This window comes from Mucilaginibacter sabulilitoris, assembly GCF_034262375.1.
Taxonomy (GTDB): domain Bacteria; phylum Bacteroidota; class Bacteroidia; order Sphingobacteriales; family Sphingobacteriaceae; genus Mucilaginibacter; species Mucilaginibacter sabulilitoris.
The window spans coordinates 5,947,424-5,972,656 of sequence record NZ_CP139558.1; the positions used below are offsets into that span (position 1 = coordinate 5,947,424).

The following is a 25,233-nucleotide window of genomic DNA, read 5'->3' on the forward strand; positions in this document are numbered from 1 at the left end:
ATTGTTCGCTTTTGTGCATAATTGCACACATGTACAAACTAAAAACGAAAGATGGTATAATTGTGATGCCGGTAACAGACGTCTGAAAATCAGTGGCGTCATGATTTCAAAAAAATTTAATGGTGCCAATCAATTTTATATCTTTGCCACACATTGCTCCCGTAGTTCAACGGATAGAATTATGGTTTCCGGTACCATCGATATGAGTTCGAATCTCGTCGGGAGCACTAAAAAGCCTCTAATCTTAATGATTAGAGGCTTTTTAGTTAAAATATGATTGTTTTTTGAGCGAATTTTATTCTAATACTTCTTTTACCCCCTCTTTATTTTGAATTAATATTTCTATACAAAGTATATTATCGCTAACAGATATATGCGATTAACACTTAACCGGTGTTGTTGAATTGCGCCCCAATCGGACTGAGGTTCGACAATTATCGGCCTTTTTTAATAATCTGTATATGGGAATGATGGGGCTGCTATTGCTACATTAATAGCCTATATAAATGTTACATTCTTTATTATATTTATATCAAAGTCGAAAATCACGGAGCTATGATTAAATCAATGTTTTTAGTTTCATTATTTCAAAAAAATCATAAAAAGATAAGTGATAAAATCGATTTACTTTTTAAAGTATTTACAAGCCCAAAGCGGCTACGCATTTTGCTTGCATTTAACGATAAGGGCTATCTTGATCAAATTGGCTGGTTCAATGCATTTGAGGCCAGGTCGCCTATTGATCAGGATAATAATCCCATACCCTGGGTAACTTATTCGTATATTGATTTTATTAAAGGTCGATTAAAAAAGCAGCATACCATTTTTGAATTCGGGTCGGGCAACTCCACCTATTTTTATGCCAAACATATCGGCTTGGTGGTTTCGGTTGAGCATGACAAGCAATGGTATGATAAAATAGTTAGCACTAAGCCAGAAAATGCCAAAATGATCTTTTGCGAGTTGGTGAAGGACGGCGATTACTGTCGGATGCCTTTAAAATTAGAACAGAAATTTGATATTATTATTGTGGATGGCCGCGACAGGGTAAACTGTTGTAAACAGGCGGTCAATGCTTTGTCAGAAAATGGTATAATAGTTTTGGACGATTCTGAACGTGAATGTTACCAGGAAGGCATAAATTTTTTGAAAAACAATGGGTATAAGGAATTATCATTCAGCGGTATTTCACCAAGCTTATTTTATCTGAAATCAACCTCTGTTTTTTATAGGGTCAATAACTGCCTGGATATATAGTTCACAATTTCAGGTTACTTCCCGGCAATACAACACCGTCACAAAAAGCTCTTTAATCATCACAATGTGATATATGATTAACGTTTAAAATAGAATCTATTTCCTGCAGAAAATGCTGATGTTCTGTTTCGTCAAACTTTACCAGGTTTTGGTCGGCGTAATCATGATGAGTTTGGGGCTTATGCCTGTCTTTAAAGATGATCCAAAGAGGAATACAGACCTGTAATACCATAAAGGCCAAAGTCAGCTGGAACATATATGTGGTCATCGTCTCCAACATAAAGACAATCAGTTATAATTGGTACTGTTAATTTAACAATTTTTTTTGAATTTAGTTATATAAAAATTATTAAAAATATAGCTACTTACCTGCGTTCCGTATAAAAAAGATGCGAATTTTTAATCAAATTGATTTATTGCTGTTTTCTTTCCCTAATCGATATTACCACTGATAATATTTTTTAATTCTCCGTAACATTTTGCCGGTCAGGGCATCTATAGATGATACTGATTTTCGAACTTTCGTAACCAAAAGGTTTCATTATATTTGCAACGCAAAGCCAATTAAATTCTATCTACCTATGTCACAATCTGTTAAAACCCAGAGCAAACTATCTTCTTTTTTCAACATTCTAAAACAATCATTAAAAGGCGAACATGTTGATCTTACCTCTATAAGCATTAAAAGAGCCATTATATTGTTAGCCATCCCTATGATGCTGGAAATGGCTATGGAGTCGGTTTTTGCATTGGTCGATCTATATTTTGTGGGCCATTTAAAAAACAGCAGTCTTGCCATTCAAACCGTTGGTTTAACCGAATCGGTATTAACCGTGATATACTCACTGGCAATCGGCTTAAGTATGGCAGCAACGGCCGTTGTGGCCCGCCGCATTGGTGAGAAAAATCCGGAAGCTGCATCAAAGGCTGGTATGCAAACCATTATAATTGCTGTTGCTGTCAATTTACTCATCAGCATTTTTGGGTTACTACACGCCCGCGACCTGCTTTTATTAATGGGAGCCTCTACAGAAACTGCCGATCACGGTACAAACTTCGTACGCATTATGATGGGTGGCAGCATCATTATTGTAATGCTGTTTTTAATTAACGGGATATTCAGGGGCGCGGGTAATGCCGCCATTGCCATGCGCAGTTTGTGGATAGCCAATATGGCAAACATTATATTATGCCCTATTTTTATCCGGGGACTTGGCCCAATTCCGGCGTTTGGTTTAACTGGGGCGGCAATAGCTACCAGTATTGGTCGCGGGTTGGGTGTTAGTTACCAGGTTTACAATTTATTTAATGGTAAGAATGCCTTAAAGATTCGTTTAGCGTATTTTATTCCCGACTGGCAACAGATTAAGGCTATTATTAAAGTGGCAGCGCCAGGCATTTTACAATTTGTTATTGCCAGTTGCAGCTGGATATTTTTGGCAGAACTGGTTGCCACCACTGGCGGCGACACTGGTTCGGCAGGGTACCAAACATCCCTGCGGCTCATGATGTTCTTTTTGCTGCCGGCCTGGGGACTAAGCAATGCGGCAGCAACCTTGGTTGGGCAAAACCTCGGCGCCAGGCACCTCGACAGGGCTGAGCAATCGGTATTTCAAACAATAAAATACGCTGTTATATTTTTAGGCGTAGTGAGCGTGCTGTTTTTAACCTGCGGACATTTATTTGCGTCGTTTTTTACAGAAGATGAAGCCGTTGTAAAAGTAGCTTCACGATCTTTAAAAATTTTAAGCGGAGGCTTTATTATTTATGGCATGGGCATGGTTTTAACCAGCGCATTCAATGGAGCAGGTGATACCTGGACACCTACCAAAATTAACGTGTTTACGTTTTGGGTATTCCAAATTCCTTTTGCTTACCTATTAGCCAAATATTTTGAAATGGGGCCAACCGGTGTTTTTATATCTATACCAGTTGCCGAAATTGGGCTAACCATTGCGGCTTACATCCTGTTTAAAATGGGTAAATGGAAAAAAACCATGGTTTAATATGTAATGTTAAACCATAAAAAAGGCGGACTTACTTTAAACAAGTAAGTCCGCCTTTTATTTCTGTAGCTGTTGTTGTCATGGAACTTTAACAGCCTGGCGGGCAACTAATTGCCATTCGCTATTATTTTTTACCCATACCAACAATATTCCTAATTTCACTGTACCGGCGCCTTTACCTTTATCATTAGTAGCCGCCGAAAGTACATGACGTACAATAGCTGTATTGCCCACTATTTTGATATTTTGTTCGGTAAGATCTATAGATACAAAATCAGATACACCAGTTACAATATCATCTACAAATTCTTTTTTGGTTTGCAATTTGCCACTTGAATGACCGTAGCTCAATTCGCTTGACGTTAATTTATCAAGGGTAGCGCCATCAGCATCTACCATTGCTTTACGTAAATGTTCTACTGCTGTTGTTACTTCAGTCATTGATTTTGAATTTTGTGCAAAGGCTTTTGGTTTACTGATTACAAGCGCTATAAATAAGCAAGCTAAACTTTTAAATAAAACAGATCTTTTCATAACGGTTTTTTAATTGGGTTTATCGGCACCAGCTGCACTATACGTTAAATCTGAAGTGCATAATGTCGCCATCCTGCACAATATAGGTTTTTCCTTCAACAGCCAGCTTACCATTTTCTTTTATTACGGTTTCCGAACCGTTAAACTTAACAAAATCATCATATTTTATTACTTCGGCACGGATAAATCCTTTTTCAAAATCTGTGTGGATAACGCCCGCTGCCTGCGGCGCTGTAAAACCCTGTGTAATTGTCCAGGCACGTACTTCCTGCACACCTGCCGTAAAATAGGTAGCAAGGTTAAGCAAACGGTAAGCGGCTTTAATCAGCTTATTCACGCCCGATTCGGCAAGCCCCAGGTCGTCAAGGAACATCTGGCGTTCTTCATAAGTTTCCAGCTGCGCAATCTCAGATTCAATTTGGGCCGATATGATCAGTACTTCGGCGTTTTCTTCTTTTACAGCCGCCTTAACCTTTTCTACGTAAGCATTACCGGTATTAACAGCGCCTTCATCAACATTGCACACATACATCACAGGCTTAGCAGTTAACAGCCAAAGATCGGCCACGTATTCCTTATCCTCTTCTTCAACAGGAGCAGTGCGGGCCGATTTACCCTGCAGCAGATGATTTTTGTAAACTGTTAAAACATCAAATGTTTTTTTTGCTTCCTTATCGCCACCTGTTTTTGCCATCTTTTCAACCTTCTGGATCTTTTTTTCTATCGAATCAAGATCTTTCAGCTGCAGCTCGGTATCAATAATTTCTTTATCGCGTATCGGATCAACTGAGCCATCAACGTGTATCACATTATCATTATCAAAGCAGCGGAGCACATGTATAATGGCATTTGTAGCACGTATATTGGCCAAAAACTGGTTACCCAATCCTTCGCCTTTACTGGCGCCTTTTACAAGGCCCGCTATATCAACAATTTCAATAACATTTGGTACTATACTTTTTGGCTGTACTATTTCGGTAAGCTTGGTTAAGCGCTCATCAGGCACGGTAATAACGCCTACATTTGGCTCAATGGTGCAAAACGGAAAGTTGGCTGCCTGCGCTTTGGCATTTGATAAGCAATTAAAAAGTGTTGATTTACCCACATTTGGTAAACCTACTATCCCACATTGTAAACCCATATTTTATAAATTTGCCCCCTTTTATTCTCCCCCGGAAGGGGAGACTTCCTGTTTATCATGTTTATAATAGCCCTCCCTTCCGGGGAGGGTTGGGTGGGGCTTAAATTTGCGCAAAGATAACAGAAAATTTTGCCTTATAATTTGAAAAAATAAACGACTTTTGCCATCGTCAAAACAAGGCACACAACTTAATAATAAGATGTAAAAAACGAGGGTGACTTTTATGAAAGAAATGGTTGAACAAATAGAATTGTTACTGGAACAGGATGATAATACCCAACTACAGGAATATTTGAACAACCTTAATATTTCTGACGTTGAAGAACTCATAGATGAATTGCCCGAGCATGGCCCCCGGTTTATTGAAACCCTTTCATTAAACCGTGCGGTTAACGTTTTCCGGATATTGGACTCTCCTACCCAGGAGCGTATTATCAAAAAACTATCGGGCCAAAAAGTTGCCGATCTGATCAATGAACTTCCTCCAGATGACCGTACCGCTCTTTTTAGCGAACTGCATGGCGATGCTGTTAAAAAACTGATCCTGCACCTGTCGCCCGAAGACCGCAAAGAAGCCTTGTCATTACTGGGCTACGAGGAAGATAGCGTTGGACGCTTAATGACGCCTGATTATATTGCCGTTAAAAGAACATGGGATGTAACACGTGTATTATCGCACATACGCAGGTACGGTAAAAACTCCGAAACCATTGATGTAATATATGTAATTGATGAAAACGGTATATTACTGGATGACATCAGGATACGTGAAATATTATTGGTTAAACCCGAAACCAAGGTAAGCGACCTGATGGATGGTCGCCTCATTGCGCTGAGCGCAAGCGACCCGCAGGAAGAAGCCATTAATGTGTTCAGAATGAACAACCGCGTGGCTTTACCGGTAGTTGATAATGAAAACATACTGCTGGGCATTGTAACCGTTGATGATATTTTATGGATAGCCAATGAAGAGTACACCGAGGATATTCAAAAAATTGGTGGTACCGAAGCGCTGGACGAACCTTACCTTGATATTAACCTGTTCAGGCTGGTAAAAAAACGGGTAGGCTGGCTCATTATTTTATTTCTGGGCGAAATGCTTACGGCCACCGCCATGGGCTTTTTTGAAAAAGCTATTGAAAAGGCTGTTGTGCTGGCTTTATTTATCCCTTTGATCATATCAAGCGGTGGCAATAGCGGGTCGCAGGCATCTACCCTGATCATACAGGCTATGGCGCTGGGCGAAGTAACCGTTGCTGATTGGTGGAACGTTATGCGCCGCGAACTGCTATCGGGCCTTATGCTCGGGCTTACCCTCGGAATGATAGGTTTCATGCGCATATACATCTGGACGCTATTTTCGCCCATTTATGGCCCCCACTGGATATTAGTAGGATTAACTGTTGGCTGCGCTCTTGTTGGCGTAGTGTTATGGGGATCGTTGGCGGGTTCTATGCTGCCACTGATATTGAAACGCCTTGGCGCCGACCCTGCCACATCCTCAGCGCCATTTGTGGCTACGCTGGTTGATGTAACCGGGCTGATTATTTACTTTACCATAGCCGTAATGCTAATGCGGGGTGTGCTGTTGTAAGAAAGCATTTATATTTTCATCCTGAGTGAAGCGAAGGAGCTATTATGAGCCATACATATCTACGAGCAGATTCTTCGCTTCGCTCAGAATGACAAGTAGTGGTAATAAAAACTTATTAAACAATAAAACCTGCTCTGGAGCAGGTTTTTCTTTATAGTATTAATTTAGTTTTGTTCTGTTTATATCTCAAATGAGAAATCCTCATCGGCAGATGCTTTTGCAATTTCAGAATTTTCGCTGTACTCATAGCGTTTTTCAACAACTTCCTGGTTTGCTTTGATATAATCAACGGTCTCCTTTAAACCTTCAGCAAATTTTTCGAAGTCTTCTTTGTACAAGAATATCTTGTGTTTAATAAACACACCGTCTTCCAAACGCTTTTTACTTTCTGTTATTGTAACATAGTAATCGTTTGAACGGGTTGCTTTTACATCAAAAAAATAAGTCCTCTTCCCGGCTCTCACCTTCTTTGAAAAAACCTCTTCACGCTCTCTGTTGTCAAAATCTCCCATAATGAATATACCTGTAATTAGTTTTGGTTGGCATAAATATAAATCAAAATTTGAAAGTGCAAGTATTTTATTCCACTTTATTGAACTTTTTGAAACAATTTGATCACTTTTTTGTGTAAAAACGAAAAAATCAGGCGTCTTGTTCCTCTTCAAGCAATTGTTTTTCGTATAATTCAAAGTAAGTGCCTTTCAACTGCATTAGGTATTCATGGTTTCCGTGTTCAACAATTTCGCCGTTATCCATCACTAATATTTTATCGGCATTTTTTATGGTTGATATACGATGGGCTATAATAATGCTGGTTTTATTTTGCATTACCCGCCCCAGATTGTTAAGTATTTCTTCTTCGGTACGGGTGTCAACTGCCGAAAGGCAATCATCAAATATCAATATCTGCGGATGTTTAAAAATAGCACGGGCTATTGATACACGCTGTTTTTGCCCGCCAGATAATGTTACCCCACGCTCCCCTATCAGCGTTTCAAAGCCACTTTCCAGTTCCATGATATTACTGTAAACAGCAGCGTCTTTAGCGGCCTGTTCAACCACGGACATTTCAAGCTTATCGGCACTAAAGGCTATATTATTGGCAATGGTATCCGAAAACAGAAAAACCTCCTGCGGTACAAAACCAATTTGCGACCTATAATCCTCAAGGCTAAGCTGTTTTACCGGAACCTGATCAATCGAAATTTCGCCGGCTGTGGTATCATACATGCGCATAACCAGGTTAGCAATAGTCGATTTGCCCGATCCGGTACGGCCGATAATGGCTATCATCTGCCCCGGTTCAACTGTAAACGACACATTTTTTAAAGCCTGTATGCCGGTGTCGGGATATGTGAACGATACATTATTAAATTCAATGGCTCCTTTAATGGTATGCAAACCAGCATCAGGCAATATAATTTCTGGTTGTTCGTGCAGGAATTCATTGATACGTTTTTGAGAGGCAGCCGCCCGCTGTATAAGCGAAGTTACCCAGCCTAATGATATCACCGGGAAAGTAAGCATGTTCAGGTATACAATAAACTCGGCAATATTGCCCGGTGTAATATTGCCTTTCATTACCTCTACGCCGCCAATATACATCGTAATTACGTTGCTTAACCCAACCAGCAGCAGCATAATAGGGTAAAACAAAGCCTGCACCTTAACCAGGGCCATAGAATGGGTTTTATAATTTTCACTCTCCGTGGCGAAACTTTTACGTACAAAACTTTCTCTTACATACGACTTGATGACCCTTATCCCCGAAAAGTTTTCCTGTACAAAACTCGACAGTGTTGACAAACGCTCCTGAATTTGCTCGCTACGGAAGTTGATTACATTATTCACATAATAAATAATACCTGCCAGTATAGGCAGCGGCAGCACTGAAAGGATAGCCAGTCTTACGTTCACGGTAAGCATAGCATATATCACCAGCATAAACAATACAACTGTATTAATGGTGTACATAATGCCCGGCCCCAGGTACATACGTACACGGCTCACATCTTCGGTAACACGGTTCATCAGGTCGCCGGTATTATGGCGGCGATAAAAGGCAAGTGATAGCTTCTGGTAATGATTATAAATCTCATTTTTCAAATCATACTCAATATGCCGCGACATGAGAATAATAGTTTGCCGCATAAAAAACAGGAATAAACCACGTAACAGGGCCAGCACTAATACCAAAACGCCAAATAACATCAGGCTGCTTCCAAAAATATCATATATCATACTTTGCCTGTTAAAACCGGCAAAAAGCTGGTATGCACCAATATTTTCGGTAACCAGGTCAAACGCCACCCGTATTACCTGCGCAGGCAACACACCAAAAATGTTTGATATAATTACAAATAAAACACCAGGGATCAATCGCCAGCGGTATTTGTAAAAGAATTTATTAAGGTAAGCAAGGTCTTTCATAAGCCGGAAAAGCGGGAAAATCCGAATAATCAAAAGTATTAAAAAGTTGGGAGAGTGATTGCGCCGAAAAGTCGTGCAGATGTAAGATTTATTATGACAATAATATAAATTAATACATAAACACTTCATAATCAGCATTAAAAGTCAGGAACAATAATTAATTATCGTGGTATATGTATCACCAATATAAACTAATTATGAAACCGATATTTTATACTTTAAACTCAAACCTTCCTATAATGATTATCCCGGATAGTCAGGCCCATTTTGATGGTCATGGAATTTTGACCTATACATACAGCATTTACATTGATAAGCAGAATAATGATCCAATACAGGAAATATCAAAAGAAACCCAACTTCATTTAACTAAAATTAACGACCCAGACTATCTGGGATACATCACCTTTGAACAACCAGGCAGGGTGTATAATTATACTGGTAATGGGAAAAGCAGGTTATCTATTTTTGAGATACAGGAAACGGTTGAATTTTTGAATGCGTTAAGAAACACGCCCTTGCAATGGGATATTACTGATTTAGAAAAACCAAATGACAGTTACGATTTAAAGTAATTTCAGGATAAGATTTATTTAAAAAAAGAATTTTATAAATGTGAAAATAAGTTCAAAAACGTATAACTTATTTCTCATAACGCTATATAAAGTTGGTCAGAATAAAAAAAACCTATACTTTTGTCGGGCCTTAAAACATTTACTTGCCGTATACTATATAATGCCTGTTCAACAACAACCGGAATCTATCTTTAGTCAACTCGATGCCTTTGGGCACAAGAAAGTTGTATTTTGCAGCGATCCGGATACGGATTTAAAAGCCATCATTGCTATTCATGATACTACTTTAGGTCCCGCCTTTGGAAGCACCCGTATGTGGAATTATAAATCGGAGGCTGATGCTTTAAATGATGTATTGCGCTTGTCAAAAAGCATGACCTATAAGTGCGCCATAGCAGGCCTCAATATGGGTGGCGGCTACTCGGTAATTATCGGGGATTCGCATAAGGATAAAACCGAGGCTTTGATGCGCAAGTTCGGTCGTTTTATTAAAAATTTAAATGGCGAATTTATTACATCGGAGGATGTAGGCACAAATCCCCGTGATATGGAATATATCCGCATGGAAACCCAGCATGTTACCGGCATACCCGAAAGCCTTGGCGGCAGCGGCGACCCATCGCCTGTAGCAGCACAAGGTGTTTTTATGGGTATAAAAGCTTGTGTAAAAGAACAATTTGGCAGCGATAGCCTTACTGGCAAATCGGTAATAGTACAAGGCGTTGGCCACGTCGGTGAGCACCTCGTACGTTTACTCCGCGATGAAAATGTCAAGGTGTATGTTAGCGATATTCAGGAAGAACGTATTGGTCAGATAGCTAAAAAATATGGCGCTCAGGCAATATCAAACAATAGTATTTTTGATATCGATGCAGATATTTATGCACCATGTGCGTTAGGTGGTACCATTAATACACAAACTATCAATAAGCTAAAATGCAGCATTATAGCAGGCTCGGCTAATAATCAGTTACTTGATGAAGCAGATCATGGCACGATGCTTTTAGATAAAGGGATATTGTTTGCACCTGATTATGTAATCAATGCAGGCGGCATCATTAACTGTTATTCTGAGCTGATGAATTTCAGCAAAAAACGCACTATGCAACTTACCGAAAATATTTATGAGGTAACACGCAACATTTTAAAACTTTCTAAATCAGAAAACATTTCCACTATTAACGCTGCCAATAAAATAGCGGAGAAAAGAATAGCAGACATTAAAAAAGTAAAATCATCCTATTAACAACATCATAATTTTAACCATTCGCTAACCGGCGGATCAAATCGTTCTTACACATGTTAAACAGAAGGCACCTAAGGGTAAAGGTATTACAAGCGTTATACGCATACCATCAATCGGACACTAAAGATGTCAAGTTACACGAAAAAAACATGCTGCATGGTATTGACCAGGTATATGAAATGTATATCTGGATGTTATCGCTGATTTCAGAGGTAGGTAATTACGCAGCAAACGATGCCCAGGAAAGAGCAAACAAACATTTACCCACGGCCGAAGACCTGAATGCTGATCTGAAAATATTAACCAACAGGTTTATTGTTACCCTTAATGATAACCGCGATTATCTCATCGCTTTAAAAAAATACAAGGTTGACTGGGGTTTTGAGCCTGAGCTGGCAAAAACGCTATTCACTATCCTTAAAAATGCGCCCGAATATGCCGAATACCTGGCAAAAACCGACGATACCATACATACGGATAAAGACATTATTAAATTCATTTTCAAAAAAGTAATTTTAAAATCATCAATTGCCGAACAGGTTTTTGAAGACAAATTTATTTTTTGGCCAGTTGACCGCGATGTATTACAGGCGCTGATAGCTAAAACTTTCAAAAATTTCGCTTCTGAGGATGCCAAACAAAACCATCTGGCCGAAATTACAGGCAACTGGACAGAAGACCGCGAATTTGTGGTTGATCTGTTTCAAAAAAGCATCAGGTTTGACGCTCCTTACCAGGAACTCATAGCCGCAAAAACCCAAAACTGGGAACCTGAGCGTATTGCCATGATGGATACCCTGTTAATGAAAATGGCCATTACCGAGTTTATTAACTTTACCTCCATACCGGTTAAAGTAACTATTAATGAGTACCTGGAAATATCCAAAGAGTTTAGCACGCCTAAGAGTAATTCATTTATAAACGGTATCTTAGACAAGATTTTAATTGACCTTAAAGCAGAAAATAAGATCAGGAAAATTGGCAGAGGATTAATAGAATAATAATTGACCTAATGAAAAAATTGTTTTTAAGTTTAATAACAGCAGCTGCATTATTATCAGCCTGTAACCAAACATCAGGAAACGGTTCAACTGCAGAAAATTCAAACGATAGTGCTGCAACAAAAACCGAAGCAACCAGTGCAAATGCGGCCAATGCCCCGGTAATGAAGTTTGAAAAAGAAAGCCACGATTTTGGCAAAATAAAAACGGGCGACAAGGTTAGCTACGATTTTAAATTCACCAACAATGGTAAATCACCACTTATTATTACCGATGCGGTTGCAAGCTGCGGCTGTACTACTCCCGAATGGCCAAAAACACCGGTAAAACCAGGCGAAAGCGGTTTAATTAAAGTAGTGTTTAACAGCGCAGGAAAATCGGGGCTGCAGGATAAACAAATAACCATTACCGCCAATACCGTACCTGCTCAAAACATGGTGCACTTAATTGGCGAAGTTTTAACGAAATAACAATTAATTTAAAAAATGATAGCAACTATTTTATTACAGGCAGCAGCAAGCGGCGGTTTAGGTAGCTTCAGTACTTTAATACCAATGGTATTAATTATTGCAGTGTTTTACTTTTTCATGATCCGCCCGCAGGTTAAAAAGCAAAAAGATCAAAAGAAATATGTAGATGAACTAAAAAAAGGCGACAGGGTGGTAACTACTGCCGGTATACACGGCAAAATTATCGACCTTAACGATACTACTTTTTTAGTTGAAGTTGATAACGGCAAAATCCGTTTTGATAAATCTGCCATTTCATTAGATGCATCAAAAGCTTTAAATACCCCTCCTGCTGCAACAAAAAGCTAACGCTTTTTGTTGATAAAAGACAATTGAACAAAAGATAAAAGACCGGGTTCTTTACTTTTATAAATGAAAACAAAGGGCGAAAGGTAAGTGGTAGTTTTTACCTTTATCCTTTCGCCTTTGTCCTTTCACCTTAAATAGCCTTTCGCCTTTATTCTTTTACCTCAAATAAATATGGCAATAGTAAAATTATCCGCAACAGAACGAAGGCGCTTATCGGCATTTTTCACCTGCCTGGTGCTGGCTGTTTTAGCCTGGATATTTACTACGCTTTCAAATTCCTACAACTATACTGTACAAGAGGTGTTGACCTATAAAAATGCGCCCCAAAAACGCGCATTCCATTCGTTACAGCCCGATACCGTTAAAGCGACAGTGCAGGGCACCGGCTGGCAGATGATATTTTCTGGCATGCGGGAAGAAAGCAAGCCTATAACTATTGACCTTGCCACTCTTGAAAACCGGAACTTCGTGGTGCTTAGCTCCCAGCTAAAGCAAATTAACATTAATAAAGAACTTACCCAGCCTATTATAGCCATTGACCCTGATACGCTTTACTTTGATTTTTCAAACCGGCTGGTAAAAAAGGTTCCGGTACAACTTATGTCAGGTCTTAAATACAGACGGCAATTTGCGGTATCGGGCAATATTGTTATTAAACCATCTTTTATAACCGTAAGCGGTCCTGCAGACCGGCTAAAGGAAATAAAATTATGGAGAACCGACTCTCTGCAGGTGGGTGAAATTAGCGAAACTATAAATACCCGTGTAAACTTACAATCAGTTAAAGAAGGGAATTTAAATGTATACCCCAAAACAGTACAAGTCATTATCCCTGTTGATGAGTTCACTGAAAAAACTTTAGAAATACCAGTTAAACTCATCAACAATCATAATTATGATAATGTTAAGGTATTTCCTCAAAGAGTTAAAATAACCTTTACCACTTCGTTAAGCAGATATCCCGATATGACCGAAGACCTGTTTGAGGCCACAGCCGATCTTGACCTTTGGCGCGACCATGGTTATCGCTCATTACCGGTAAAACTTACCAGGGTTCCACCGTTTTGTAAAATTGTGAAGTTAAGTCCGGCAAATATTGATTTTATTATAAAAAAATAACGCACTGCCAGAGTAAAGATTTTGGGATAAAAGATTAAGGATAACTAATATTTTATCTTTGCTCCAGAAGTCATTACTCAAAATTTCAATCCATAAATAATGCTTAAAATTGGTTTAACGGGTAATATAGGCAGCGGTAAAACAACAGTGGCCAAGGTGTTTGAGCTTTTGGACATACCTGTTTTTTATGCCGATAATGAAGCCAAAAAGGTGATGGTTACAGATGAGATCCTGATCGAATCTATAAAGAAAACGTTCGGCACCCAATCGTATTTTGATGATGGCGCCCTTAACCGTAAACACATCGCCGGTATAGTGTTTGATAATGAGGTAGACCTGCAAAAACTTAACGCGCTGGTACACCCGGCCGTATTCAGGGCGTTTGACCATTGGGTAGCCGAAATTAAAATCGCTCCTTACGTTATTAAAGAAGCTGCCCTGTTGTTTGAAAGCGGCTCTTATAAAATGTGCGACCGCAGCTTACTGATATCCGCTCCGTTGGAGAATCGCATAGCACGTGTGATGCAGCGTGACCGTGTTTCAAAAGCTGAGGTGGAAAGCCGCGAAGCCCGGCAGTTTTCTGAAGAAAGAAAAAAACAGCTGGCCAATGATGTTATTGTGAATGATGACCAGCAACTGGTAATTCCGCAGGTGCTGGCTTTACACAGGCAATACTTAGCCCTCGCAAAAAACTAATGATACTTGACGATTTTGTGCTGATTGATGATAAGGGGCTATACTGCAAATATGGCGACTTTTATCTTGACCCCAAGCTCCCTGCAAAAACCGCTGTTATATCACACGCCCATGCCGATCATGCCATCAGCGGTAATAACGAGGTTTATTGTACCAGGGCAACGGCTACTATTATGCAGCTGCGCTATGACCGTACCGCGGCTAAGGTTTTTAACATTGTTGGCTATAACCAATCGTTTAATATTGGCCGGGTAGTTATAACGCTGATCCCCGCCGGTCACATGTTGGGCTCGGCACAAATATTAATGGAATATGAGGGCACCCGGTACCTTTACACCGGCGATTATAAACTGCAGCCTGATGCTACTTGCGAACCTATAGAATGGGTTACCACGGATGTACTCATAACTGAAAGCACCTTTGCCGACCCTGCCGTTTTACACCCGGATCCGGTTGTTGAAATACAAAAAATAAATGCTATAAAAACCAACATTCTGCTGGGAGCTTATGGTCTGGGCAAAAGCCAGCGCCTGATCAATCTCATTAGCACCTATGCCCCGCAAAAAAAGATACTGGTACATCACCGCATTATGCCTATTAATGCTATATATGAAAAAATGGGATTTACTTTGGGAGCTCATCAGATATATGGCCGCAAACTGATGAAGGTACAGGATGAATTTGTTTATATTGTTCCGCCCTTTACTTTTGATAGCTATATCAGGGCCATAGGGGTTACCCGTCTATTCGCTTCCGGATGGAAAAATCTGCAGGTTAATCAAAAAGATACCCTCTTTATATCAGACCATGTGGATTGGAAGGATATCCTGGAAACCATAACCCGTACACAACCCAGCCAGATATGGACCCTGCACGGCGATGGCCGTCATTTAAAAAATCATTTCAATAATGATATTTTTGTAAAACTGCTAAATTAAATGTTACAGGAAGGCATTGATTACTATATAAATGAGGATGGAAACTTTGTTTTTACAAAGGAGTATCATTTAAAACGTGGCTATTGCTGCAAAAACAAATGCCTTCATTGCCCATGGGGTTATGGTAAACCTGATACCCAGGCACCAGAAAATACTTCAAATAAAAATGATTGAACTGTAATTAATCGTTGTGAGTGTGCGTATTACGTGTACTACAAATTAAAAATAATTAAACATATTTGCATCTTATTGATTGTTACATATTATGCGGATAGACGACGAGATACAAAGCACAAATTTTGAAGACAACTATCATAAAGTGGCGATTAACATATCATACACTTCTGGCTGGTTAAGTAATTACTTTAGATTATACTTTGACAAATACAATATTACCCAGCAACAATTTAATATTCTGCGGATATTAAGGGGGCAATACCCAAAACCTGCTACCATTAACCTGTTAAAAGAACGCATGGTTGATAAAATGTCTGACGCATCTCGTATTGTTGACCGTCTGATACAAAAAGAGCTGGTTTCACGCTGCACCAATAATAAGGACAGAAGGGCGGTTGACATTCGTATTAGCGAAATGGGCTTGCAAACGCTGGCCAAAATGGATCAGGAGTTTAAAACCAAGGACATACTCAAGGGAAACCTCACAGAAGACGAAGCGGCACAGCTCAGCGATCTGCTGGATAAGCTGAGGGGATAAGTTTAATACCACTTAGGACGTACTGTCACCCTGAGCTTGTCGAAGGGTCGAGCGCAGATGGCCCACTCACCATGCTTCGACAAGCATGACACCCAGCCCTCATGCACAATCTTTCTCTCCATCAGCGGATAAGGGATTGCTTCGTAGCTCAGCAATTACATACAGGAAATTAAAAATGCCCTCTTATTTTATCATATATCTCGACATCATACAATTCCCTTAGTTGCTGATGAGTTTCCTTTGACAGGTGTGGTAATTTTGACGCTTCTATATTACTGTTAACTTGTGCCACTTTTGATGCTCCCGGAATTACGGTAGTAACCTCAGGATGATCCAGTATCCACCTGATGGCCCATTGCGGCATACGTTCATCGGGGAACATACGCCTTATTTTATCGGCTAATTTAACGCCCTCATTAAATTCAATACCCGAAAATGTTTCACCTGTGTTAAACGCTTCACCATTGGCATTATAATTACGATGATCGTTCTGCGCAAATTGGGTATGCGCATTGAATCTGCCAGATAGTAACCCGCTCGCTAATGGCACCCGAGCAATGACGGCAACTCCTCTTTCTGCTGCCTTTGCAAACACCTTATCGGCTACGTGCTGCCTGAACAGGTTAAATATGATCTGTAGCGACGCCAAACCTTCCTGCTCCAGGCAAATCAGCGCTTCTTCTGATGTTTCTACACTGACGCCAAAATGGCTTATCAACCCTTGGTCTTGTAATTGGCGTAAATGGTCGAATACTTTGCCCGAGCGCATTTCTTCGGTTGGGATACAATGCAGTTGCTCTAAAAACAAACGCGGTATATCAAGATGCTTTAACGAATCTTCGACCTGGCGTTTCATGGCATCATAAGTAAAGTTCTGTGGCCATCCGTTAGGCTCATCACCACGGCGGCCCAGTTTGGTAGCCACATAAACCGGGTGTTCAATTGTTTTTAAAAACTTGCCTATAACCGTTTCACTAACGCCCATGCCATATACGTCGGCGGTGTCCAGAAAATTGCCGCCGGCATCTGTATAAGCCTTTAATATGTTTAAAGCATCAGCCTCTTTGATGTCGCCCCAGTCGGCGCTGCCCAGCTGCCAGGTGCCCAATCCAACTTCGGCTATTGCGGTGCCTTTAAAATCTCTATAGTTCATAGTACAGGTAGTTTGTTATGGTGGTAAAAGTACAAAGCCATTTTGACAATCAAAATGGCTTTGTTGAAAGTGAGCTGACTTAGTCAATAATCACCTAACTATCATCTAAGTAAAAATAAGTTAGGAGTTTTTTTAGCTCCTCCTTACAGCACTTGTCTCCTGTTTTAAAATATCAAGTACAGAGGGCGTAACTCTTCCAAAGAATGATATGCCCGAAGCCCCATTCTGCAGCGCATACTGTATGCCCGAACGAACCTCATCATCATTTTTAAAATCGGAAAGGTACAACCCGGCATAAAGCGGGAATTTGCCATCTAAAAAATGGATGCCTTCGGCAACGGCGTCCCCTATCCATTTTACACCTTCTTTATAAAAACCATGGTATATCATGGGGCACACGCCGTCGAGCTTAAAGTTTGTCCAGTCCTGGCGTACATTACGGCGGGCAACTTCAGGCGTCGGGAAAACAGCTGCCGTAATAGCTTTTTTGTGCTGATGCGCCACTGCCGATATACTGTTTACCACCCTGATGATATTACCATACCTGAACAACCGCCAGGAAAGGCTCGCCTCCGGATATTGGATCTCTTTAATATCCTGACCATATTGCTCTTTAAATTTGGCCTGGCAAACCTCGCAGTAGCAGTAATCATATTCGGGCAGTTCTTTGGTTTGTTCAATTTTGTATTTATCCCAAAGGTTTACAGGCAGTACCACATCGGAATAACGCACATAGTCAAGGTGTATACCGTCTACATAGTCCTTTTCCAAAGTTTTATCAACAATGTCTTTCAGATAATTCTCCACTTCGGGGCGCGACGGGCAAAGCCAGCGGTAGTATTTTACGTAGGGCGGTTTATCGGCACATGAATCGCCATTTCGATTTTTACTGTACCACTCCGGGTGCTCCCCAATCATTTCGGCCCGGTTAAAGGTCCATATCCAGCGATGCGCTTCTATGCCGTGAGCTTTAGCAGCGCGAAAATGCCGCTCGCTGTCGTTCTCAAAAAATATCCCTGTAATACCAGCTGTTTTATAAGCCGTATAATTGGTATTAAGATCATCATCAGTGTCCTTCAGGTTAGGATTGATCCAGATCCAGTTTTTCATTGCCTTCTTTTTACTGTTTACGGTATTTGCAGAGGCATGACCTTTTACCGGTAACTGTGAGGCCACTGTAGCCAACAGACCGGCTTTTAAAAATCCGCGCTTATTCATGGTGATTATTGGTTATAGGCTCAACAAACCCATCCTGATTTATGGTATATGTTGGAGAACCTTCTCCTTCGGTAATGAATGCCATAAATTGGTGTTTTGTTGATTCAAGTTGTAAGTTATTAAATTTTTTTAAAATGTCATAACCACTTTCTATACCCAAATCTTTTAATGTTTGCGCGTACTCATGTTTTTGTTTATACCACTCTTTTTGCCGGTAGTAAATGAGCCATAAATATTTTTTTTGTTGTTCGGCATAAGGCATTTCAAATACAACATCGTCGGCACTATGGTTGCTGAATAGCAGATACCCCCAACGTTCGGGATAATGCATATTGATTACCCCTTGCGGCGACCATACCCAGTTATGCTCGGGCAAATCATGTCCGGATGCAGTATCCTTTAGTTTTACATATTCCCCATTCTTCACTTCGGCATCCCATTCCACCCTCGAAAAATTGATGCGCCACAAAGTTCCATGCTGCGGCGAAGCGGCTTTAAAACCCGGGTTGATCGCTTTAAAAGGAATGGCCATTTCAACAGTCCAACCCTTGTCTTTATCTTTCGGGTTGTTCAGCGTACCCTGTATCTTAACGGCAGTACGCAAGCCATGCGCATCCCAACCGGGTACTGCACTGCCCATGTTGCGGTAGGGTTTGTTTAGGTACAGATCAAAAATAGTGTTAATGGCATTAACCTCAATTTCATAATAACTATGAGTAGTGTTCTGCGGGTCGACAAACAACTCAAAGTCATTATCCCTGAAAACAATATCGTCATGATTTTTAAGCGTGGCCCATACATGCGGGTCATATAAGCGGGCAGCCACATACACGCAACTATCGTCCCAGAGCATTTTAATATTGGTTTGCAGCGATGGGTTAGGTTTCAGATCGCCCTCAATATCTGTAAAATCAGCTGTCCACTTGGCCTGCTGCCATATGTTTTCATCAATATCGCCATCAATTGCCGGGGCTTTGGCGGTATGTTTTACCACATAATTTTGAGGTATGGTAAACAAATTTTCGAGGCCTTTAAAAGCATCCTGGGCCATTAACCTACCCGAACCAAAAACTATAAATACAATTAAGCCTGTCTTTAACAAAGACAGGCCTTTAATTTTTTTAAAAACAGGTAATGTGTTCATTAGCTGCCTAATTCTAATATACGGTCAAATTCCTCACGCTTTAAACCCATTACCGATAGGCGCCCCTGCCTAACCAACCCAACATCCTTCAACTGCTCATCAGCCTTGATTACTTCAAGTGTTACCGGTTTTTTTAGTGTTTCAACCGGGGCCAGGTCAACCACTACCCAGTTCGGGTCGGTAGTGGTTGGGTCCTGATAAGCTTCCTTTACAACTTTGGCTATACCTACTACTTCCTTACCATCGTTACTATGGTAAAACAATACCAGGTCGCCCTCTTTCATTTCTCTGAGGTTGTTACGGGCCTGGTAATTACGTACGCCATCCCAAAAGGTACGTCCATCTTTATTAAATTTTTCCCAACTGTATTTAACGGGTTCTGATTTTACAAGCCAATGCTGCATAAACTATTCACAAATTTTGTAGGTGTAAAGATGTTAAAAAGCAGTGAAAAACAGGATAAGCATTTGTAAGGAATTTATAACTCCACCTGTATCTCTTTCCAGTCAATAGCTCCCTGTATATCAATTAAACAGGTTTTACTGTTTAGCAATCCGGTAACGGTTTTAAATGTTCCGCTGGCGTAGCATTTACCATTCATCTCTTTCAGCTCTTTAATAACAACTATTTCGTTAGCATAACCAGCCGATAGTTGGTTGTTTATCAGGTTTGAATAGGCAAATACAAAACCTTTATCCGGTTTAGCACCGTATAGTAGTTTTACCTCCATATTAATATAAAGTTTATGGCCCAGATAGGTTACAGCGTCTTTATTTGCATTAAATACAGGTGAAGCGGTTTGAGCAGATACCAGTGTGTTAATACCAGTTATTAAAATGACTAAAAGGATTAATTTTTTCATTAGTGTTTTTTTGCCTAAATTATGATAAAAAGCTTTCAAAGATTGGCTCCTCGGTTAACCCATTGTCATAATTATTTTTATCATCATTTTGATTTTTTAAATACTATTAATTAGGATCATATGTAGTTTGATGCTTATAACGATTGTGCAACAAAATAATCTTCCAACATCTTTACGGTATGTTGTAAGCCATTTTCTAATTGTATTTCATCCCCCATCTTCCTGGTGTTATTCAAATATTCATCTGTTTGAATAATGTACAAAGCATCTAAAATCTTAGCTGTAGTAATTTGCTTAAAAGGTATATGAATCCCTAATCGTTTATTTTCAATAATTGATCCCCACCAAGGTTGATCACCAAAAACTGATATTATAACTAATGGGATCTGAGCATTTAAAACAGCGGCTAAAGTTCCCGCACCACCATGGATTATTGCTGACGAGCATTTCGGTAAGAGCCATTCGTGGTTCACAGAATCCAAAACAAATAAATTGGGATGGGAAGGTATGCCGGGAAGTATTGTCCAACCTTTACACAATACAACTCTGATATTATTTTTTTGAATTATTTCTATTAGTATAGCACTAAATAATTCAGGATCCGGGATCGGTATACTTCCAAATCCAATGTAAACCGGCTTTTCACCATCTTCAATCCATCTTAATAAAATTTCATCAACTTGCCTTAAAACGTATGTTGTCTTTCTATCGGCCAAAGTCATGAAACCTGTTATGTGGGTATTACTCGGCCAATCATCAGGGCGTTTAATAAGCAGCTGACTAAAGCAATACAAATTAAGAATGTTTTCAGAACGTAAACTCCCGAATGTTGGCCTTTTTAATGACTTTAAACCTAAAGAAATTCGAAATTTATTTATTTCTCTTTTGTTTAAAGACCAATTGATTACTCCTAAAAGCCAATAAGTAAATAGGTTATAATTGGGAAAATTAAAAAAGTTTAAACCAACAAATGGAAACGCTTTAGTCGGGCTGGTTGGCGGTTGAAACTGAATAACTCCCCAACTTTTGTTCAATTTTTCTGCAATTGCTTTAACCCATTGTATGCACAATACACTGGATATGATCACATCTGCATCAGCACATCCTGATAATATGTCATTGTTTATTACGGGTTGAAGTTTTCGAACAGCTTTTTGCATATAACGCAAAAGGGAGAATGTGTTTCCGGTTTTTAATACGCGCAACCCTTCTGGAGAATGTACAATTTCTTCTATATTGCCATGCAAAGCATAAAAATTTACGCCATATCCATTTACAAACTCTTTAAAATTTCCAGGTGCCAATAATGTCACCTGATGGCCATTGTCCATTAGTCCTAAAGCCAAAGAAACAAAGGGCTGAACATCACCCCGCGATCCATAAGTAGTAATAGCAAAGTGCATGTTAATTACAAGGTTAGGTTCAATGATTTTATAAGAAGTCTGAAATAGGAATTCACCCATTAGCTTAACCTAAAACAAGTTAAGTATAGCGAAAGCTCTTTCAAACATAGTTAAAATCTTATTCAGTCTATCTTCTCATATCAAAGAAAAAAATGAGGGCTAATCTGAGCTTTTAAAAGTGAAAGCTCAGGCCTGGCTTTTTTTCTTTACCATGAAATAAAAAATCCCCTGCGGTAAGCGCACGGGGATTTTAAGTTTATAACGGGGGGATTTTGAGCAAACTAATGGTTTATGCCATCGGCACATCATAATGGAACCTTTCAGAAACAATTTTTCCGTCCTTAACCTCATAAACTGCAATCTCGTTCATTTCACTTCTACCCATTCCTTTGTAAGTAACATCCATATCCATGGCGCAGCTAAAAAAATTGCCGCTTACAATAGGATCCGAGATAGAGCCACCATGATATTCTTCAACCATCGCATACCACTGATTGGTTTTATCCAGCACAGCGTTTTTTCCTTCTGTTAATTCCATAGGTGTTCCTTTGGGCTCATGGCTCACAATATTATCTGCATAAAGCTCATTTATCGCTTCTACATTTTTTCCTTCCCGGCAAAGCTGTACTAATTTGTCGGCTACTTCTTGTGTGTTCATAATCTTTAGGGTTTTAAATGCTGGTTCATTATTATAAAGTTATAAGATATATTTATCAAAGCCATTAAAAACCATTTTAAATTTAGATTAACATTTGCTCATCTTTTACAACATTTTACGAGGTTGGATTAGCCGGATCTCTCAAGAAGAATTCAGCAAGGCTCTTATTCTTACATGCCTGCTCTTTGTCAATTATTTGTTACATAAGCCATTATAATGGCTGTTAAGTTATTATAAAGTATTTTAGCGAATAACAATCGGGTTTATTCATCTTCTTTACCTTCACCATGAATCAAAACTACAACTCCACGTTAAAACCTTTTCTAATTGCCTTAAGTGTACTATTGGCATTTTCATTACAGGCAAAACTTGTTAAAGCGCAAGCACCTGCTGATGACCCTCATTTGGGTATCATACCCGCGCCGGCTTCTATAACAAAAGCAGCGGGTACGTTCACGTTCAGCCAGCTAACCCAAATCAAGGCTGATAATATCAAGGATAGAAATGTTGTTTTTCTGAAAGACTTTTTGCTGAACAACAGGCATTTTAATAATAAACTGTCAAAATATAATCCGAGGATAAGATCAAACCGCGGAACCACCCTAATAATTACCGGCCGGGGTTCCACAACCTTGCCCAAAGAGGGTTATAAATTAACCATAACCCCACGCCGCATCACAATTATTGGCAAGGGGGCAGGCTTGTTTTACGGCATTCAAACTTTTATGCAGCTATTCCCTGTTGAAACCTCAGGTACCGAAAAATTACCCTGTATAACTATTGAAGATTCCCCAAGATTCGGGTATCGCGGAATGATGCTCGATGTTTCCCGCCACTTTTTTACGGTGCCACAGGTTAAAAAAGTTATTGAGCTGATGGCCGCTTATAAACTCAACAACTTTCACTGGCACCTGGTTGATGGTCAGGGCTGGCGCATCGAGATCAAAAAATATCCTAAATTAACCGAGGTTGGAGCCTATCGTAAACAAACCATGTACGGCACCAATCGCGACTGGCCAGATTCCCTCTCTTATGGAGGTTATTACACCCAGGATGAGATCAGGGATGTGGTGAAATTTGCCGCAGCCCGTTATATCAATGTTGTACCCGAAATTGAAATGCCTGCCCATTCCGAAGCAGCTTTAAGGGCCTACCCGGAATTAAGGTGCGAGCTCCCAGCCGATAGTAAGGTACCTGCAAGGGAAGTGAACAATATATACTGCCCTACCCCCGAAACATTTACCTTTCTGGAGAATGTACTTACCGAGGTAATGGAGCTTTTCCCGAGCAAATACATTCATATAGGAGGCGATGAGGCTAATAAAGAACCCTGGAAAGCATCAGCATTTTGCCAGGCTTTAATTAAGGAAAAAGGCCTGAAAGATGAACATGAACTCCAAAGCTATTTTATACAAACCATAGAGAAATTCCTGAATTCAAAAGGTCGCAGCATTATTGGCTGGGATGAGATACTGGAAGGCGGCCTGGCACCAAACGCTACCGTAATGAGCTGGACAGGTGAAGAAGGAGGCATTGCCGCTGCCCGTCAAAAACACAATGTGATCATGACGCCGCAAACTACCGGTAACTATTTTGATCATTATCAAAGTAGTTCGCCGCAGGAGCCGGTATCATTTGGCAGATATGCAGCCCTGGATGAAACGTACAATTACGATCCCGTTTCTAAAGAATTAACACCCGAAGAACAGCAGTATGTGATAGGCACACAGGGCAACCTTTGGACAGAGTATGTACCAACCGTAGCCAAACTACAATACCAGATACTGCCGCGCCTGTTCGCGCTATCTGAAGTAGCATGGAGCAAGCCAGAGAATAAGGACTATACCAACTTTTCAGAAGTAAGACTGGCCAAACATTTCGCACGGCTTGAAGCTATGCATTATAACTACAGGGTACCTACTGCCCTGCCCATTATTGACACTATGGTATTCGGCTCGCAATTTACCTTTGCACCAAAATCGGTAGTGCCGGGTGCCAGGATCTATTACACCCTTAACGGTCGCGACCCGTTAGATACCGATTTGGAATATGTATCGCCTATTACCATATATGTTCCGGCCAATGAGAAAAGAGAATTTAAAACCAGGGTTATTACCCCCACCGGCCGCAGAAGCATAGCTACCCGCACGCTGATGTATAACAGAGCGTTGTTACCGGCTGTAAATTACAGTGCTAACAAACCCGGATTAAACTGTACACTCATAAAAGACACCTTTACCGTTCCAGATCAGCTGGATTACGCCTCCGGCGGAGAATCTGCTATTGCTGATAAATTAAACGCGGAATCATTTAAAAAAGATAACCAGCACTTTGGTATGGTATTTAGCGGTTATGTGAATATCCCTGCCGATGGGGCATACACCTTCTCACAGGCTTCATATACAGATACCCAGTTATTTATCGACGACCAAAAAGTTACCGAAAGCGAAAACGCCTTACCATTGGTTAAAGGATTTCATAAAATAAAGGTGAAATACATCTATAATGCTCCGGTGCTTTTACCAGGTGCTTACCGCATAAGGCAAACCCCGCTGCGTGTTTTTATGACCGCGCCAGGCACCGTGGAGAAAAAAGAATTTGAACCGGCAATGTTGTTTAATTAATTTTTAAGAATTCGGATAGACATCACATAAAATAAGGTCGTTATACCCAATAACGGCCTTATTTTATGTCGATATTTTCTCTGCCATTAGCTTGAAAAATC

26 protein-coding genes and 1 tRNA gene are annotated in these 25,233 nt (G+C 40.1%); 15 read left to right on the plus strand and 12 right to left on the minus strand.

Annotation, left to right across the window (positions count from 1 at the left end; all coding sequences use genetic code 11):
• Positions 1 to 155 precede the first annotated feature (155 nt).
• Positions 156 to 227, plus strand: a tRNA-Arg gene (locus SNE25_RS25385).
• A gap of 439 nt (positions 228 to 666) precedes the next feature.
• A complete protein-coding gene (locus SNE25_RS25390; protein WP_321561822.1) occupies positions 667 to 1,257 on the plus strand; it encodes an FkbM family methyltransferase in 591 nt (196 codons plus the stop codon).
• A 52-nt stretch (positions 1,258 to 1,309) separates the two neighbouring features.
• Here the strand turns inward: SNE25_RS25390 and SNE25_RS25395 are convergent, their stop codons facing one another.
• Positions 1,310 to 1,513 (minus strand): hypothetical protein, encoded by a 204-nt coding sequence (locus tag SNE25_RS25395; protein WP_321561823.1) that lies wholly within the window; start codon positions 1,511 to 1,513, stop codon positions 1,310 to 1,312.
• A gap of 325 nt (positions 1,514 to 1,838) precedes the next feature.
• Here SNE25_RS25395 and SNE25_RS25400 point away from each other — a divergent pair, with 325 nt between their 5' ends.
• Complete coding sequence (locus tag SNE25_RS25400) at positions 1,839 to 3,263, plus strand: MATE family efflux transporter (protein ID WP_321561824.1); 1,425 nt, start codon at positions 1,839 to 1,841, stop codon at positions 3,261 to 3,263.
• Positions 3,264 to 3,341: 78 nt separating this feature from the next.
• On the opposite strand, the gene SNE25_RS25405 is transcribed toward SNE25_RS25400, so the two are convergent.
• Both SNE25_RS25405 and ychF read right to left on the minus strand, forming a co-directional pair.
• Positions 3,342 to 3,797, minus strand: a complete 456-nt coding sequence (locus tag SNE25_RS25405; protein WP_321561825.1) for a nuclear transport factor 2 family protein — start codon at positions 3,795 to 3,797, stop codon at positions 3,342 to 3,344.
• A gap of 37 nt (positions 3,798 to 3,834) precedes the next feature.
• Positions 3,835 to 4,938, minus strand: coding sequence for a redox-regulated ATPase YchF (gene ychF, locus SNE25_RS25410; protein ID WP_321561826.1), 1,104 nt, complete (start codon positions 4,936 to 4,938; stop codon positions 3,835 to 3,837).
• Positions 4,939 to 5,161: 223 nt separating this feature from the next.
• On the opposite strand from ychF, the gene mgtE reads away from it, so the two are divergent.
• The gene (gene mgtE / locus SNE25_RS25415; RefSeq protein ID WP_321561827.1) at positions 5,162 to 6,532 is read left to right on the plus strand and encodes a magnesium transporter; all 1,371 of its coding nucleotides are present in this window, start codon (positions 5,162 to 5,164) and stop codon (positions 6,530 to 6,532) included.
• 179 nt (positions 6,533 to 6,711) lie between these two features.
• Here the strand turns inward: mgtE and SNE25_RS25420 are convergent, their stop codons facing one another.
• Both SNE25_RS25420 and SNE25_RS25425 read right to left on the minus strand, forming a co-directional pair.
• Complete coding sequence (locus tag SNE25_RS25420; RefSeq protein ID WP_183567444.1) at positions 6,712 to 7,044, minus strand: DUF3276 family protein; 333 nt, start codon at positions 7,042 to 7,044, stop codon at positions 6,712 to 6,714.
• Between the two features lie 130 nt (positions 7,045 to 7,174).
• Positions 7,175 to 8,962 (minus strand): ABC transporter ATP-binding protein, encoded by a 1,788-nt coding sequence (locus SNE25_RS25425; protein WP_321561828.1) that lies wholly within the window; start codon positions 8,960 to 8,962, stop codon positions 7,175 to 7,177.
• Positions 8,963 to 9,159: 197 nt separating this feature from the next.
• On the opposite strand from SNE25_RS25425, the gene SNE25_RS25430 reads away from it, so the two are divergent.
• From SNE25_RS25430 to SNE25_RS25475, 10 genes are all read left to right on the plus strand, one after another.
• Positions 9,160 to 9,537: a hypothetical protein gene (locus SNE25_RS25430; RefSeq protein WP_321561829.1), complete on the plus strand. Its 378-nt coding sequence runs from the start codon at positions 9,160 to 9,162 to the stop codon at positions 9,535 to 9,537.
• 160 nt (positions 9,538 to 9,697) lie between these two features.
• The gene (locus SNE25_RS25435; protein ID WP_321561830.1) at positions 9,698 to 10,783 is read left to right on the plus strand and encodes a Glu/Leu/Phe/Val family dehydrogenase; all 1,086 of its coding nucleotides are present in this window, start codon (positions 9,698 to 9,700) and stop codon (positions 10,781 to 10,783) included.
• Between the two features lie 53 nt (positions 10,784 to 10,836).
• On the plus strand, positions 10,837 to 11,784 hold the full coding sequence (gene nusB / locus SNE25_RS25440; protein WP_321561831.1) for a transcription antitermination factor NusB: 948 nt from the start codon (positions 10,837 to 10,839) through the stop codon (positions 11,782 to 11,784).
• Between the two features lie 11 nt (positions 11,785 to 11,795).
• Positions 11,796 to 12,254, plus strand: coding sequence for a DUF1573 domain-containing protein (locus SNE25_RS25445; protein WP_321561832.1), 459 nt, complete (start codon positions 11,796 to 11,798; stop codon positions 12,252 to 12,254).
• Between the two features lie 15 nt (positions 12,255 to 12,269).
• Positions 12,270 to 12,602 carry a preprotein translocase subunit YajC gene (gene yajC, locus SNE25_RS25450; RefSeq protein WP_321561833.1) on the plus strand — a complete coding sequence of 111 codons (333 nt, stop codon included), beginning with the start codon at positions 12,270 to 12,272 and terminating at the stop codon, positions 12,600 to 12,602.
• A gap of 171 nt (positions 12,603 to 12,773) precedes the next feature.
• Positions 12,774 to 13,721 (plus strand): YbbR-like domain-containing protein, encoded by a 948-nt coding sequence (locus tag SNE25_RS25455; RefSeq protein WP_321561834.1) that lies wholly within the window; start codon positions 12,774 to 12,776, stop codon positions 13,719 to 13,721.
• Between the two features lie 99 nt (positions 13,722 to 13,820).
• Positions 13,821 to 14,417 carry a dephospho-CoA kinase gene (gene coaE, locus SNE25_RS25460; protein WP_321561835.1) on the plus strand — a complete coding sequence of 199 codons (597 nt, stop codon included), beginning with the start codon at positions 13,821 to 13,823 and terminating at the stop codon, positions 14,415 to 14,417.
• Positions 14,417 to 15,355, plus strand: coding sequence for an MBL fold metallo-hydrolase (locus SNE25_RS25465; RefSeq protein WP_321561836.1), 939 nt, complete (start codon positions 14,417 to 14,419; stop codon positions 15,353 to 15,355). Before coaE ends, SNE25_RS25465 begins: the two co-directional genes overlap by 1 nt.
• Positions 15,356 to 15,529, plus strand: coding sequence for a DUF5522 domain-containing protein (locus SNE25_RS25470; RefSeq protein WP_321561837.1), 174 nt, complete (start codon positions 15,356 to 15,358; stop codon positions 15,527 to 15,529).
• Between the two features lie 91 nt (positions 15,530 to 15,620).
• The gene (locus tag SNE25_RS25475) at positions 15,621 to 16,070 is read left to right on the plus strand and encodes a MarR family winged helix-turn-helix transcriptional regulator (protein WP_321561838.1); all 450 of its coding nucleotides are present in this window, start codon (positions 15,621 to 15,623) and stop codon (positions 16,068 to 16,070) included.
• 169 nt (positions 16,071 to 16,239) lie between these two features.
• Here SNE25_RS25475 and SNE25_RS25480 read toward each other — a convergent pair whose 3' ends face one another.
• The 7 genes from SNE25_RS25480 to SNE25_RS25510 all read right to left on the minus strand — a co-directional run bounded on the left by SNE25_RS25480 (position 16,240) and on the right by SNE25_RS25510 (position 22,508).
• Positions 16,240 to 17,223, minus strand: coding sequence for an aldo/keto reductase (locus SNE25_RS25480; RefSeq protein WP_321561839.1), 984 nt, complete (start codon positions 17,221 to 17,223; stop codon positions 16,240 to 16,242).
• Positions 17,224 to 17,355: 132 nt separating this feature from the next.
• Positions 17,356 to 18,441: a family 10 glycosylhydrolase gene (locus tag SNE25_RS25485; protein ID WP_321561840.1), complete on the minus strand. Its 1,086-nt coding sequence runs from the start codon at positions 18,439 to 18,441 to the stop codon at positions 17,356 to 17,358.
• Positions 18,434 to 19,585 (minus strand): carbohydrate-binding family 9-like protein, encoded by a 1,152-nt coding sequence (locus SNE25_RS25490; RefSeq protein ID WP_321561841.1) that lies wholly within the window; start codon positions 19,583 to 19,585, stop codon positions 18,434 to 18,436. Before SNE25_RS25490 ends, SNE25_RS25485 begins: the two co-directional genes overlap by 8 nt.
• On the minus strand, positions 19,585 to 19,989 hold the full coding sequence (locus tag SNE25_RS25495) for an EVE domain-containing protein (RefSeq protein WP_321561842.1): 405 nt from the start codon (positions 19,987 to 19,989) through the stop codon (positions 19,585 to 19,587). The genes SNE25_RS25490 and SNE25_RS25495 overlap by 1 nt, the downstream gene beginning before the upstream one ends.
• Before the next feature lie 74 nt (positions 19,990 to 20,063).
• Positions 20,064 to 20,447: a hypothetical protein gene (locus tag SNE25_RS25500; protein ID WP_321561843.1), complete on the minus strand. Its 384-nt coding sequence runs from the start codon at positions 20,445 to 20,447 to the stop codon at positions 20,064 to 20,066.
• A 134-nt stretch (positions 20,448 to 20,581) separates the two neighbouring features.
• Positions 20,582 to 21,910, minus strand: a complete 1,329-nt coding sequence (locus SNE25_RS25505) for a glycosyltransferase (RefSeq protein ID WP_321561844.1) — start codon at positions 21,908 to 21,910, stop codon at positions 20,582 to 20,584.
• Between the two features lie 229 nt (positions 21,911 to 22,139).
• Positions 22,140 to 22,508: a nuclear transport factor 2 family protein gene (locus tag SNE25_RS25510; protein ID WP_321561845.1), complete on the minus strand. Its 369-nt coding sequence runs from the start codon at positions 22,506 to 22,508 to the stop codon at positions 22,140 to 22,142.
• Positions 22,509 to 22,795: 287 nt separating this feature from the next.
• Here SNE25_RS25510 and SNE25_RS25515 point away from each other — a divergent pair, with 287 nt between their 5' ends.
• Positions 22,796 to 25,132, plus strand: coding sequence for a family 20 glycosylhydrolase (locus SNE25_RS25515; RefSeq protein ID WP_321561846.1), 2,337 nt, complete (start codon positions 22,796 to 22,798; stop codon positions 25,130 to 25,132).
• The last annotated feature ends 101 nt before the right edge of the window (positions 25,133 to 25,233 follow it).